Consider the following 14151-nt stretch of genomic DNA (forward strand, 5'->3'; position numbering starts at 1 on the left):
TCCTTTGCCAGTTCATCTTTGTATCTCTGCACAAGACATCCTGTAACAATCAAAAGCCTACATCTGCCTTTTTCCTTATACTGCGCAAGCCGCAGTATAGCCTCGATGCTTTCCTCCTTTGCATCGCCGATAAAACCGCAGGTGTTGACAATCAGTATATCGGCATCTTCTTCATTAGCCGTCAACTCAAAGTTATCCTGCCTGAGGATTCCCAGCATTACCTCAGAGTCCACAAGATTCTTCGGACAGCCGAGGCTGGTGAGGCATATTTTGTCATGGTGTTGAGACATAGTTTGCAGGTATTGTGCGGTTGTTTATCTTGAGTTAAACTGACATGACAAACTGTTCTATGGAGTTGACCTTTTTGATAAGCTCTTCTGGGCTCTTATGTGTCTGGATATCTTTTTTGAGTTCTTCTAAACGATACTCAATATCCAGTTTAACTTTTTCCTCCAGAAACGAACGCTTGAATTCTTCGGAAGATAGCTGTTGTTTAAAGTATTTCTCTGCAATATTCATTTTTCACCTCTCCGTGATTTTCTAATAGACTTTGCCCTCTCAATCTCGCTATTAGGGGTCATATTGTGTTCATGCTCGTCAGTCCCTCATATTCACACACTGCAAACTAACCCCCAAATCCTTTGTCTTAAGAATTTGGATTACTTCCTGCAGGTCGTCTATCTTTTTGCCTGTTACCCTTACCTGGTCATCCATTATCTGCGCCTGAACCTTAAGCCCTGATTTTTTAATCGCCTCTACAACCTCTTTTGCCTTTTCCTTTTGAATACCCTGAAGGATCTTTATCACCTGTCTTTTCAGCCCGCCGGATGCGTCTTCAACCTTTCCGTATTCCAGCGACTTTAGCGAGATTCCCCTTTTTACAAATTTGCCCTGCAGGAGGTCTACTATAGTATTCAGCCTGTTATCACTATCGCCGACAATAGTTATCTCCTCTTTCTTTTCCCATTTTATTTCGCTTTTACTCCCTTTAAAGTCATAACGTTGACTTATCTCCTTGACGGCCTGATTTACGGCATTATCAACCTCCTGCATATCTACCTTTGAAACGATGTCAAATGACGGCATGTGTTCCTCCTTATTTTACCACTTTTACCCCTTCAGGAATCTTGAATTTAAATATGCTGCCTGATAGAGATTGGTTTGTTTTTATCTTTTCAAATATTACCTTTGTTTCATTGCCGAGCATGTCATAGGCTATGGTCCTTATCACTAAAAATGTTTTTTTATCCACTGCAATATATAATTTTTGGAGATTTGGCTGTGCTGTCTTTGGATTCAGTTTTAAAAGATGCGCATTATTGTCTCCTTCTGCCAGCTCTATTGTAAAATCCTTTTTTAGATTCCCCATGCCCGCCAGAAAATTGTTCGATATGGATGTCCCGTTGTCCAGAGCATTTCCTACCATAACCTGTCCAATATCCTGCTGATATATCCAGATGGTCATGCCGTCGCTTACGATAATATCCTTGCCCGGAGATTTGTATTCCCATTTCATCATGCCGGGCTTTTTAAAATACACAACCCCCTCTGCCTTCTGAGTTTCTTTTATTGAGGCAGATGTTGTGAATTGGGTAAAGTTTGCCTGAATGTCCTGAATGCCGTCGTAGGTCTTCTGAACCTTTGCAATGATGGCATTGAGGTCATCGGCATAGACGACAGTAGACAGTAGACAGTAGACAGTAAGCAGACTTAATATTTGAAATTTGAAATTTGAAATTTGAATTTTATTCACTCACTCCTCCTTCTTTTTTCACCAGCACCTCTCTGGGCCTGCTTCCTTGGGCAGGGCCGACAATGCCTTCTGCCTCCATCTTTTCTATTATCCGCGCAGCGGTGTTGTAGCCTATCCTCAGTCTTCTCTGGACGTACGATGTTGAAGCCTGCTGTAATTGGATAACGATTGCAACCGCCTCATCATATCTTTTGTTAAATTCTTCGCCAAGGTCGTCATTTCCATATTCCTTTTCCTCAACCCTTGCTTCAGATATAGCCTTATCGTATGCGGGTTTGCCCTGCTTCTTGAGAAAATCCGTAACCCTCTTAATCTCCGCCTCTGAGACATAGGCGCCGTGTATCCTCTTAAGCCTTGATGAGCCTGGGGGGAGGAAAAGCATATCGCCATCGCCGAGGAGCGTTTCCGCGCCGCCTGTGTCAAGGATTGTTCTGGAATCTGTCCGTGAGGCAACCTGAAGCGACAGTCTGGCAGGAAAATTTGCTTTGATTAAGCCTGTTATGACATCAACAGACGGCCTCTGGGTTGCAACAAGAAGATGTATGCCTGCTGCGCGGGCCATCTGCGAGAGCCTTACAAGGGATTCTTCAACATCTTTACCGGAGGCCATCATCAAATCAGAAAGTTCATCTATCACCACTACGATGAATGGAAGCCTGCGGTGAATTTCTTTATCCTCGTCTCTTGTCCCCTCTTCCTCAAAAAGCTGATTGTATTTTTCAATGCTTTTTGTGCCTTTTTCTGCCATAAGTTTATATCTCTCGCCCATCTCATTCACCATGCCCCTTAATACAGACGCTGCCCTCTTTGGCTCAGTAACAACAGGGGTCAAAAGATGCGGTATGCCTTCGTATGCGGAAAGCTCCAGCATCTTTGGGTCTATCATCAAAAACCTCACATAATTGGGCGTTGCCTTGTAGAGCATGCTTATAATAATATCGTTGATCGTAACGCTTTTGCCGGCGCCTGTTGCGCCTGCCATTAAGAGATGGGGCATTAGCGCAAGGTCAGCGACAAACGGTGCGCCTGATATATCCTTTCCAAGGGCAAATGTAAGCTTTGAATGGCTCTTTGTGTATACCTGACTCTCCAGTATTTCTCTCAGATAAATTTTTTGTTTTGCTGCATTCGGCACCTCAATGCCGACAACAGCCTTTCCGGGAATCGGCGCAATTATGCGGATAGACGCAGCGCGCAGCGCCAGGGCAAGGTCATCAGAGAGATTTACGATGCTTGCCACCTTTACGCCTGCCGCCGGCTCAAACTCATACATGTTGACGACCGGGCCAGGCGTTACTGCAATGACCTGGCCTTCCACGCCGTAGTCCATAAGTTTTTTCTCAAGGATTTTAGAATTGGTGCGGAGAGCCTCCTCATCTAGAACATGAGCTTTTTCAGGTGGGGAGTCTAAAAAAGAGAGCGGAGGAAGCTGAAATTCTCCTATTGCCTTTAAAAATTCAAAGTGCTCCTGAGACGGTTCTTTTGGTTTTGGCTGTTTTCTGGGGGTAGGCGGCATAATAATAGTCGGGCGATCTGCCTTTTTAGCTTCCAGCCTTTGCCCCTTGACTCCTCTGGCTGGGGTGGATAAGTCGGATGACTCCTCACCGATAGGTTCATCTTTTTCTTCGGTCTCCTGTGACCGCCTCTTTTGTAAAACAGATTGATAGATATTATAACCTTTGCCGGCCATATCCACCAAAGATATGCCTGTGGCAAATATTGTAGAACAGATAAACATGGCTGTAAGGACAATGAGTGTGCCTGTATAACTCAGATAGTCCCACAGGAAAAGACATATATATTTACCGAGAATGCCGCCGCTCAACGTATCGTTTCCCACAAGGCTGCTTAGAAGCCCTGAGAACGACGCAAGAAGAAAGAATAAACTGATTGGGATTAACGCCCTGAAGTGGAATTCCCTTCTTATCAAAAACTCCAGCGCCAGGATTATAATAAGGACAGGGAATAAATAGGCTGAAAGGCCGACAATCTGGAATAAAACCCATGCTGCATATCCGCCTACAACCCCGCCCCAGTTGGACGAAACATTGGATGGGGAGTAAGAAAGAAGGCTGACAATAATAAATAATGAAACTGCAAGAAGGGCGATGCCAACAACCTCTTCTTTGAGACCTTTCTTTTTTTCTTTGGAATTAGCCATTTATATCTTTGGAAGTGTTATTCCTATCTGAGACTGATACTTGCCTTTTTTATCTTTGTAGGATATCTCTGGATCCTCATCGCTTTCAAAGAATAGAACCTGGGCAATGCCTTCATTTGCGTATATCTTTGCGGGCAGAGGCGTTGTGTTTGAAATCTCAAGGGTTACAAATCCCTCCCACTCCGGCTCAAATGGCGTTACATTGGTTATTATGCCGCATCTGGCGTATGTGGATTTGCCAACGCATATTGTCATGACATTGCGGGGGATCCTGAAATATTCCACGCTCCTTCCGAGGGCAAAAGAATTAGGCGGAATAACACAGACATCTCCTTTAAAATCTACAAAAGATTTGCTGTCAAACGCCTTGGGGTCAACAATAGCATTGTTCACATTGGTGAATATCTTGAATTCATCTGATATGCGGATATCGTAGCCATAAGATGAAACGCCATAAGATATGCGGCCTTCGCGCACCTGTTTTTCCTCAAACGGCTCAATCATTTTCGGATTATGTTCCACCGACTTTTTTCTAATCCATCTGTCATTTTTTATCATGTAAGTCAAGCCCCCCTTGATAAATTTGTTAGCGCAGAAAGATACCGTAAATTTATAAATAAGGCAAACGGAAAGGATAGGGGTTATACGCCAAGGTCTGTCTTAAACTCCATCAGTTTCATAATATCCCTTCTGGTGATTATGCCAATAAGTTTATCGCCGTCCATAACAAGAACCCTCCCTGTATCAAGGTCTATCATTCTTGAGAGGGCATCCATTGCATTGTCTTCAGGGCTGAGTATGGCATCAGGTGAAATTTTATTTATTACATCTCTTACAAGGGTTGTATCCCACTGCTCCTTCGGAACCAGCCGCACATTATTCAATGTAAGCATCCCAGTAATGCGCCCGTCGGACGAGACCGGAAAACCGACAAAATGGTAGCCAAAAAAATATTTTTCAACCACAGTTGTCAGAGTAGAATCTTCTGTTATTGTAACAACATTTCTGGTCATTGCGTCGCCGACCTTTATTCTCTCCAGGGTCTTTTTTACCAAAAGCTGCCGGTAGCTGGAGTCTGCCGTTTGCTGGAGGAACATGCCGATAAATATCATCCACAGGCCGCCAATAAAATTGCCCATGAATATTTGAAAAAAGCCGAAACCAATGAGCAGCGCCGCAAAACCTTTGCCAACCCGGCTTGCAATCTGTGTTGCCTTTTGAAGGTCTCCGGTCTTTTTCCACCAGAGGGCCCTTAAGACCCTTCCGCCGTCCAGTGGAAACCCGGGTATCATATTAAATATTACAAGGACCATGTTTATCATGGCAAGGTATTCAAATATGGCGGATAAAACCGGGTAAATGGAAAAGGCATTCGCAATCTGCATCAGAACCCAGAATATTGCTGCAAGCACGATGCTTGCAGCAGGGCCTGCAACAGCTATCTTTAATTCCGTTATCGGGTCATCAGGTTCTTTTGTCAATTTGGCAACTCCGCCGAATATAAAAAGCGTTATCTCCTTTATATCAAGCCCGAGCTTGTTGGATGTATAAGAATGGGAAAGTTCGTGAATTAGGACGCACGCAAAAAGCAGGACGGCAGAGATAACCCCCATAAGGATATAGGTAAATGTCCCGAGGCCGGGGATGATAAGTGGGAAATAGCCCTGGGCAAGGCTCCATGCAACAAGGCCAAATACAATAAACCATGTATAGTCCAGAGAAATCTGGACGCCCAAAATCTTAAATAATTTTACGCCTCGTCCCATAATAGTGTCAAAGAGTCATAGAGTCATAGAGTTAGAGTGTTAGAATATCAAAAAGGTCTTAGGTTTGCAACCGTTATACGGAGAGGGGAGGGGTAAGAAGACCCAGAGTTTCAGGAAGGCCAAACATTATATTCATATTCTGGACAGCCTGGCCCGATGCTCCCTTGACAAGGTTATCAATGGCTGTAATGACAATAAGGCGGCCTGTCCGTTCGTCTATCTTTAATCCTATGTCACAGAAATTAGACCCCTTTACCTGAGATATATTTGGAAACACCCCTTCAGACATAATGCGGACAAAGAACTCACCTTTGTAATATTTTTTATAGATATTCAAAATATTTTTCTGACTTGTGACTTGTGCGTATATCGTGCTTAAGATGCCTCTGTTAACCGGCAGAAGATGCGGGACAAATGTTACCTTTATATCCATGCCGGCAATAATGCCCAGCTCTTGCTCAATCTCAGGCGTATGGCGGTGTTCTCCTACCTTATATGCCTTAAACCCTTCATTTATCTCTGCAAATGATGTGTCCTGAGATGCTGTTTTTCCAGCGCCGGAAACGCCGCTCTTTGAATCTATTATAATTGTGTTGGTATCTATGATGCCTGCCTTTAAAATGGGCGCAAGGCCAAGGATGGCCCCTGTTGGATAACAGCCTGGGTTTGCAATCAGAGCTGCATTCTTTATCTTGCCCCTATAAAGTTCAGGAAGGCCATACACCGCCTTTTTTAACAAACCCTCGGCAATATGATGCTTCCCATACCATGCCTCATAAATATTTGCATTCTTCAGGCGGAAATCTGCGCTTAAGTCTATAACCCTTTTCCCCTTCTTTAAAAGATCCGGCGCTATTTCCATGGATGCATGATGGGGAAGGGCTGAAAAGATAATATCTGCCTTTGAATATGCGCGGAAGTTTGCAGGGTCTTCAAATGTTAGATTTAAAATACTGTTCAGACCAGGGAAGACCTCTTCAACCCTGCATCCCTTGTGCTGCCGTGAAGTTATAGTTGTTACTTGAACAGCAGGATGGTTTCCCAGAATCCTTAAAAGTTCAAATCCGGTATAACCGCTTCCGCCAAGTATTGCAGCCTTTATCATCATCTTCCTTTCTATAAGCTGCGGTTTTTATCCACCGCTCCTACTTACCTATAAACAAAAAAGGGAAGGCCGAAAGGCCTTCCCTTTTGAAAACATTCAGCCGGTTCATTATTATCTCTTTGAGAACTGGAATCTCTTTCTCGCGCCTTTCTGGCCGTATTTCTTTCTTTCTTTCATCCTCGGATCCCTGGTAACATAGCCGGCCTTTTTGAGCGTCAGCCTCGTCGCAGGATCTTCTTCTAAAAGCGCCCTTGTAATACCGTGTCTGATTGCGCCTGCCTGGCCGGATATACCGCCTCCGTATACATTCGCATAGACATCAAATTTAGTTAAACTCTTTGTTGCTTCAAGAGGCTGTTTAACAATCATCTTGAGGGTTTCGCTGCTAAAATAATTATCCATCGGTTCATCGTTTATTATTATCTTGCCGCTTCCCAACATCAGCCGAACCCGCGCTATGGATGTCTTTCTTCTTCCCACTGTCTGGTGAGTTACCTCTGCCATGAATTACTCCTTCCTATATTGATAGTTTCTCAGGTATTTGGGCCTGATGCGGATGATTGTTTCCGCTGTAGACTTTGAGCTTCTTTATCATATCCCGGCCGAGGCTTCCTTTTGGAAGCATACCCCATACTGCTTTATATACTATATCTTCCGGTTTTCTGGCCAGACGTTTTTCCAAAGGTTCTGCCTTTAATCCGTTTGGATACATACTGTGGTGATAGTATGTTTTATCAGTGAGTTTTTTGCCGGTTACCGCTACCTTTTCAGCATTTACCACTATCACAAAGTCTCCTATATCCATAAATGTCGTATAAGTGGGTTTATGCTTCCCCTTAAGCACTGTAGCTATGCGCGAGGCCATCCTGCCAAGTATTTTGTCTTTGGCATCTACAACATACCACTTGATTTTGTCCTGTGATCTTACAAATTCAGTCTTCATAATAATTGCCCCTAATTTTTATCAATAGAATTTTGAATAATCTAATCTAAAGATTTTTCGGTCTTTTGTCAAGGTTTATTTGGTTTTTGTGGTTTTTTTATTTTTATACAACTATTTTCATACCCCTGCTATTTCTTGTTTTTAGACACTAAGTTTGACACCTTCACCCCCCACAAGCCTTATGATGTTTATCAGATTGTTGGTCATTAAATTTCTCCAGGACAGCTAACAAGTTAGTATACAGTTTCCTCCTTTTACCAATTTCCATCATGGAGGTCAACAGTAATTTGCATTATTATTGACAAATGGATATAATTTCCTAACTTGTTAATATTACAAATTGGATGATAGACAGAAATCAGGGGAGTTAACCCATGCCCGCTTTTGCAGTAAGCGAAGAGAAAAACCGATGGCTTAAGGATAAGATGGAATCCTTCGGTGTCCGGAATGAGGATATTATAGAGAAATTTATACGCTCCTCAGGCAAGGGCGGTCAAAAGGTTAACAAGACCTCTACCTGCGTGTATATAAAGCACATGCCTACAGGCATAGAAATCAAGTGCATGAAAGACAGAAGCCAGTCTATAAATCGCTTTCTTGCAAGGCGGGAGCTTGTTGAGAGGATTGAAAGATTATCAGGAAAACTTACTAATGAAGATATAAAAATGCTTAAAGCAAAAAAACAGAAGTTAAAGAGACAGAAGAGGGCTGGATTGAAGTATAAAGCTGCGATTCTGCCACAAGGGGATTTTATAAATTCTAATGAAGGTAAAGGTAAAACCTGAGGATTTTATAGTAGAGGAATTAATATGCAATTCTACACGCAATATTTCTTGATTGTTGCCGCTATCTGGGGGGTTGTAGCCATGTCCTTACTTTTGACAGCATGGTGGTGCGCCCATCAAAGCTACTGTAAGTGGCACAGACGCCTGATGCTATTTTTAACTATTGGCGCATGGCTTTTCATCATAAACTATATGATGATTAGATACTATCTACCAGGCAGCGCCCCTCCTGTTATACCCAGACATCTTATCTTATGGTTTGCCATCCACGGTACAATGGGTATGCTTCTTCTTATATTAGTTACGCTTGTTGTGTGGTCTCGTGTTAGCCAGGGACGGTGGTTTTGTAATCTTCATCAGCATCTGAACCGCCGCCATATACTCTATGGGCGTATACTTGTCGTGGTATGGACATTGACCCATATTGTAGGGATGGTCAACTACTGGCTGTTGAATTGATTTATTTTTTGAACCTTGCGCCTTTTTTAAAACTACTGCATTACCGATAATCCTTCCAACGAGGTCTTTTAATAAAAACCTTGCCAATAATCCTGGAAAGATTTACAATTCCCAGATACCCGGCAAAACTGAAACCTACCTATGAACAAGATAATCATCAAAGGCGCCAAAGAGCATAATCTTAAAAATATTGACCTTGAAATACCAAGGGATAAGCTTGTCGTTATTACAGGCGTAAGCGGTTCCGGCAAGTCTACCCTTGCCTTTGACACTATATATGCAGAGGGTCAGAGGCGGTATGTGGAAAGCCTTTCAGCGTATGCAAGGCAGTTTTTAGAGCAGATGGAAAAGCCTGATGTGGAATCAATCGAAGGGCTTTCCCCTGCCATATCCATTGAGCAAAAGACCACCAGCAAAAACCCGCGCTCAACTGTCGGCACCGTTACCGAGATATATGATTATCTGAGGCTTTTATTTGCAAGGGTCGGCAGGCCGTATTGCTACAACTGCGGAAAACAGATCTCTGCCCAGACCATTCAGCAGATGGTTGACAGGGTAATGGAACTGCCTCAGGATACAAAGATAGTCCTCTCTTCACCAATGATAAGGGGGAGAAAAGGGGAATATAAAAAGGAACTGGAGCAGCTGAGAAAGGACGGCTATACCAGGGTAAAGATAGATGGAGAGATGAAGGATTTGAGCGAAGATATTGTCCTTGATAAAAAGAAAAAGCACAATATAGATGTTGTCATAGACAGGCTTGTAATAAAACCCGGGATTGTAAAGAGGCTTGCCGATTCATTTGAGATTGCTGTAAGACTATCAGATGGGATTGCAAAGGTGGAGCGGGTGCCCACCGAAAGTGGGCGCGGCAAGGGAGGAGGGGAGGGGGAGATTTTATTTAATGAAAAACTTGCCTGTGTTGACTGCGGCATAAGCTATCCTGAACTTACCCCGGCCATGTTTTCATTTAACAGTCCGCACGGCGCATGTCCGGAGTGCAACGGCCTTGGGGGAAAGCTCTATTTTGACCCTGAACTCGTTGTCCCTAATAAGGAGATTTCTTTGAGGGAAGGGGCAATAGCGCCATGGGGAAGGAAGTCCTCTGTATATTTTCATCAGATGATTGATGCGCTTTCAAGGCATTTCAAATTTGATATCTATACGCCGTTTAAGGGATTGTCCAAAAAGGTTCAGGATCTTCTTCTTTACGGCTCCGGCGATGAGGATGTGGAATTTTATTATGAAAAGGCCGACCGTCGCTATTATTATAAAAAGCCGTTTGAAGGCGTCTTAAAGAATCTTGAGAGAAGGTATTATGAGACAGATTCCTTTGATGTAAGGGATGAATTGACACGGTATATGAACACACAGCCGTGCCCTGTATGCAATGGCTCAAGACTTAAAAAAGAGTCCATGTTTGTAAAGATTGACGATTCTTCAATATATGATGTTACGCAGATGTCAATAAAGGAGGCGCACAAATTTTTCAAAGGGTTGAAATTCGGCAAAACAGAAGAGGAGATTGCCAGAAGGGTTTTAAAGGAGATAGCAGAGAGGCTTGGATTTTTGATAAATGTGGGTCTTGACTATCTCACGCTGGAGAGGTCTGCGGCAACGTTATCAGGCGGCGAGGGGCAGAGGATCAGGCTTGCAACCCAGATAGGCTCAAGCCTTGTCGGTGTTTTATATATACTTGACGAGCCTTCTATCGGCCTTCATCAGAAGGATAATAAGAGGCTTCTTGATTCGTTAAAAAGGCTCAGGGATATTGGAAATACTGTTTTGGTTGTTGAGCACGATGAGGAAACTATTCTCTCTGCCGACCATGTGATTGATATGGGGCCGGGCGCGGGAGAGTTGGGAGGCCTGGTTGTTGCAGCAGGCACGCCCCTTGAGATTATGCAGAATAAGAAGTCTTTGACAGGGAGGTATTTAAACAGGGAGCTTCAGATACCAGTGCCTTCGGAGAGGAGAAGACCGGATGGAAGGTTTCTGACCATAAAGGGTGGGAAGGCGAATAATCTTAAAAATATCACAGTCAAAATTCCCATTGGTCTCATAACATGCGTTACAGGCGTGTCCGGTTCAGGAAAGAGCACATTGGTTGTGGATACATTATACAAGGCCCTTGCCCAGAGGCTTTATCATTCAAAAGAGAGGGCAGGAGAGGTTGAAAATATACTCGGCCTTGAGTTTATAGACAAGGTGATTGACATTGACCAGTCGCCGATAGGCAGGACGCCCCGTTCAAACCCTGCCACATACACAGGGCTTTTTACGCCGGTAAGGGATTTATTTGCGCAGCTCCCTGAGGCGAGGATGCGCGGTTATAAGCCCGGCAGATTCAGCTTTAATGTAAAGGGCGGAAGGTGCGAGGCATGTGAAGGCGACGGCCTTATAAAAGTTGAGATGCACTTTCTCCCGGATGTCTATGTTACCTGTGAAGTATGCAGCGGTAAAAGATACAACCGTGAAACGCTGGATATTAAATACAAGGGTAAAAGCATAGCCGGTGTCCTTGATATGACGGTTGCAGAGGCGCTCGGCTTTTTTGAAAATGTCCCTCCGGTAAAGGACAAACTTCAGACCCTCTCCGATGTCGGCCTTGGTTATATAAAGCTTGGCCAGTCAGCAACAACCCTGTCAGGCGGCGAGGCCCAGAGGATAAAGATATCAAAGGAACTTTCCAAAAGGGCGACAGGCAGAACAATCTATATCCTTGACGAGCCCACAACAGGGCTCCATTTTGCGGATATACAGAGGCTTCTGGATGTTTTGCAGGAACTCCGGTCTGCGGGAAATACCATAGTGATAATTGAGCATAATCTTGATGTCTTAAAGACCGCTGATTACATTATCGACCTTGGCCCTGAAGGCGGAGACGAAGGGGGCAGGGTTATTGCCGCAGGAACGCCTGAAGAGGTGGCAGAGACAGAGGGTTCTTATACAGGTCAATTTTTGGAAAAGGTTTTGGACAGCCGCTTGAAGGCTGCGGTAGGTTAATAAAATCAATCAGCCTTAATTTATGATCTACAAATCCAGGACAGCCTTCAGGGCAACGGTTATAGGACTTGCCGGCAATATCTTTCTGTTCATATTAAAGTTTATTGCAGCCGTTCTATCAGGCAGCCTTGCCCTCATATCAGATGCAATAAATTCCCTTACAGACATTGTGGCGTCAATAGCTATATTTATATGCGTAAAGGTTTCCGGCAAAGAGGCTGATGAGGGTCATCCATTCGGCCATCACAGGGCAGAGCCTATAGCAGGGCTTATTGTCGCAATACTTGCTGGTGTGCTTGGTTTTGAGATTATAAGGATTTCTGTGGAAAGGCTGATTGCAGGTCAGATAATCTCTATCGGAGTTTTCCCTCTATCAGTTACTATAATAACAATGCTTATAAAGGGGATAATGGCTTGGTATTTTAAAAGGATTGGAGATTCAGTGAACAGCCCTGCCATAAGGGCAAGCGCATTTGATTCTTTGAATGATGTATTTGTATCTTTTGCCGTATTTATCGGTATCCTTGGCGCAAGACTGGGGTATTATCTTATGGACCCCATAGCCGGTTTTCTGGTAAGCCTCTGGATTATATATACAGGGTATAAAATAGGGGTTGAGAATATTGATTATCTCATGGGCAGATCGCCTGACAGCGCATTTATGGAACTTATAAAGAATGCGGTTAAAGATGCGCCAGGCGTAAAGTCTCTGAATAAAATCAGGGCTCATTATGTGGGGAATTTTATCCATGTTGAAATGCATATTGCAGTTGATAAAAACCTATCCACAGTTGAATCACACGCAATTGGAGAAAATGTTGAAAGTCTGGTAGAGAGATTTGACGCCATTGAAAAGGCCTTTGTGCATATAGACCCGGCGTAAAAGACAGTGAACAGTGAATAGTGAAAACAAAAATATTTATTACACATCATTTCCCACACCTATCGGCAGGATATATCTGGTGGCGACAGAAAAAGGTATATGCAAGGTGTCTTTAAATCCTGTCCCTGCAAGCTTTAAGCAGGGATCAAAATTCACAAGTATTATCAGAAACAATATGTATTTTAAGGTTATCAAAAATGAAATTTTGACATACCTTTCCGGCAAACCAGTATCGTTTAAAAAATATGCCGTGATTCATAATGGCACAGATTTTCAGAAAAAGGTCTGGGCCGCATTATCTCATATACCTTATGGCAAGGCCTTGACATATAAACAAGTTGCAGAAAAGATAGGCGCGCCGAATGCCTTCAGGGCAGTTGGTGGCGCATGCGGCGCAAATGAACTGCCGATTATTATACCTTGCCACAGGGTGGTGGCAAGCAACGGCGGTCTTGGCGGGTTCAGCAACGGGCTTAAGCTAAAAAGATTTTTATTGAGGTTGGAAGGGGTTGAGCTTTAGGAGGCGGTAGATAAAAACAGAAAACGTTTTGCGGTTCGTGCTTCTCTTCGTGTCGTCATATTCCAAAATGTTTTTTCAATTTTGTTACAAGTTTACGTTTCCTATACTCAAAGAAGGCATCAAAGTTATTTAGCTCTAAAAGTTTATAGTCTGATGGTATAAGATTTTCTTTCATAAACTCTCTTCGTTCTCTAATTGGTTTATCTTTCAAAAACTCAATTATTGTCATGGCTCCTTTATATGAATTGTCTTTACCTAATAATTCAAGGTTTGGAAGTAAATCTCTTTTTTCTTCTACCCAGTCAGTTATTGTTTCTTCGTTATCAATTCCGTTATTTCTTAAATTAGTGGGATTAAATCTACTTCTTGGATGAATATGGTCAACTTCGTATCTCCTAATTTTAAAGTCAACTGTTGGATAAATAAGAGAAAGTAAGAAGTAAGCATGTGGACTACCATGAACTGTTCCCACAACTAAATTTTCTAAGTCTTCCAATGTTAATTTCATTGTCTTACTGCCAGGAAGTTTAATATCTGTAAAGTTTTGATAATTGAGTGAAGTATCTTTTTCAAGTTGCTTTTTAATTTCAGTTCTAATTTTCTCTAACACTTGGTCTCCTTGTCCGCCAAAAATGCCATTTACTTGAGAAACTACATAATTGGACTTCCCCCGAATTTAAGGACACTAAGTTAGGTTAGGCTACCATAGATTCGAGCTCATAAGATACTGGAGAAAGATACCCCAGTGTTGAGTGACGTCTCTTTCGATT

Annotated in this window: 16 protein-coding genes; 5 read left to right on the forward strand and 11 right to left on the reverse strand. The window is 43.0% G+C overall.

Features of this window, described 5'->3' with window-relative positions; genetic code table 11:
• From Q8P28_08850 to rplM, 10 genes are all read right to left on the reverse strand, one after another.
• Positions 1 to 290 (reverse strand): 30S ribosomal protein S12 methylthiotransferase RimO (locus Q8P28_08850; GenBank protein ID MDP2682893.1); only part of this gene is annotated, 290 nt, incomplete at its 3' end.
• 34 nt (positions 291 to 324) lie between these two features.
• Positions 325 to 519, reverse strand: coding sequence for a hypothetical protein (locus tag Q8P28_08855; protein MDP2682894.1), 195 nt, complete (start codon positions 517 to 519; stop codon positions 325 to 327).
• A gap of 78 nt (positions 520 to 597) precedes the next feature.
• Entirely contained in the window at positions 598 to 1086 is a 489-nt protein-coding gene (locus tag Q8P28_08860; protein ID MDP2682895.1) for a YajQ family cyclic di-GMP-binding protein, read from the reverse strand.
• A 10-nt stretch (positions 1087 to 1096) separates the two neighbouring features.
• Positions 1097 to 1753 carry an outer membrane lipoprotein chaperone LolA gene (lolA, locus tag Q8P28_08865; GenBank protein ID MDP2682896.1) on the reverse strand — a complete coding sequence of 219 codons (657 nt, stop codon included), beginning with the start codon at positions 1751 to 1753 and terminating at the stop codon, positions 1097 to 1099.
• Entirely contained in the window at positions 1746 to 3914 is a 2169-nt protein-coding gene (locus Q8P28_08870) for a DNA translocase FtsK 4TM domain-containing protein (GenBank protein ID MDP2682897.1), read from the reverse strand. The genes lolA and Q8P28_08870 overlap by 8 nt, the downstream gene beginning before the upstream one ends.
• The gene (gene dcd / locus Q8P28_08875) at positions 3915 to 4472 is read right to left on the reverse strand and encodes a dCTP deaminase (GenBank protein MDP2682898.1); all 558 of its coding nucleotides are present in this window, start codon (positions 4470 to 4472) and stop codon (positions 3915 to 3917) included. It abuts the gene before it with no gap.
• 83 nt (positions 4473 to 4555) lie between these two features.
• Entirely contained in the window at positions 4556 to 5680 is a 1125-nt protein-coding gene (locus Q8P28_08880) for a site-2 protease family protein (protein MDP2682899.1), read from the reverse strand.
• Positions 5681 to 5753: 73 nt separating this feature from the next.
• Complete coding sequence (gene argC, locus Q8P28_08885; protein MDP2682900.1) at positions 5754 to 6785, reverse strand: N-acetyl-gamma-glutamyl-phosphate reductase; 1032 nt, start codon at positions 6783 to 6785, stop codon at positions 5754 to 5756.
• A 111-nt stretch (positions 6786 to 6896) separates the two neighbouring features.
• On the reverse strand, positions 6897 to 7289 hold the full coding sequence (gene rpsI / locus Q8P28_08890; GenBank protein MDP2682901.1) for a 30S ribosomal protein S9: 393 nt from the start codon (positions 7287 to 7289) through the stop codon (positions 6897 to 6899).
• A gap of 13 nt (positions 7290 to 7302) precedes the next feature.
• Entirely contained in the window at positions 7303 to 7728 is a 426-nt protein-coding gene (rplM, locus tag Q8P28_08895; protein ID MDP2682902.1) for a 50S ribosomal protein L13, read from the reverse strand.
• A gap of 374 nt (positions 7729 to 8102) precedes the next feature.
• Here rplM and Q8P28_08900 point away from each other — a divergent pair, with 374 nt between their 5' ends.
• The 5 genes from Q8P28_08900 to Q8P28_08920 all read left to right on the forward strand — a co-directional run bounded on the left by Q8P28_08900 (position 8103) and on the right by Q8P28_08920 (position 13381).
• Positions 8103 to 8513, forward strand: coding sequence for a peptide chain release factor-like protein (locus tag Q8P28_08900; GenBank protein MDP2682903.1), 411 nt, complete (start codon positions 8103 to 8105; stop codon positions 8511 to 8513).
• Between the two features lie 81 nt (positions 8514 to 8594).
• A complete protein-coding gene (locus tag Q8P28_08905) occupies positions 8595 to 8972 on the forward strand; it encodes a hypothetical protein (GenBank protein ID MDP2682904.1) in 378 nt (125 codons plus the stop codon).
• A gap of 141 nt (positions 8973 to 9113) precedes the next feature.
• On the forward strand, positions 9114 to 11978 hold the full coding sequence (uvrA, locus tag Q8P28_08910; GenBank protein MDP2682905.1) for an excinuclease ABC subunit UvrA: 2865 nt from the start codon (positions 9114 to 9116) through the stop codon (positions 11976 to 11978).
• A gap of 22 nt (positions 11979 to 12000) precedes the next feature.
• Positions 12001 to 12861 (forward strand): cation diffusion facilitator family transporter, encoded by an 861-nt coding sequence (locus Q8P28_08915; protein MDP2682906.1) that lies wholly within the window; start codon positions 12001 to 12003, stop codon positions 12859 to 12861.
• 13 nt (positions 12862 to 12874) lie between these two features.
• Positions 12875 to 13381: a methylated-DNA--[protein]-cysteine S-methyltransferase gene (locus Q8P28_08920; protein ID MDP2682907.1), complete on the forward strand. Its 507-nt coding sequence runs from the start codon at positions 12875 to 12877 to the stop codon at positions 13379 to 13381.
• A gap of 55 nt (positions 13382 to 13436) precedes the next feature.
• Here Q8P28_08920 and Q8P28_08925 read toward each other — a convergent pair whose 3' ends face one another.
• On the reverse strand, positions 13437 to 13991 hold the full coding sequence (locus tag Q8P28_08925) for a hypothetical protein (GenBank protein ID MDP2682908.1): 555 nt from the start codon (positions 13989 to 13991) through the stop codon (positions 13437 to 13439).
• Positions 13992 to 14151 lie beyond the last annotated feature (160 nt).

This window comes from Deltaproteobacteria bacterium (assembly GCA_030690165.1).
Taxonomy (GTDB): Bacteria; Desulfobacterota; GWC2-55-46; order UBA9637; family UBA9637; genus JACRNJ01.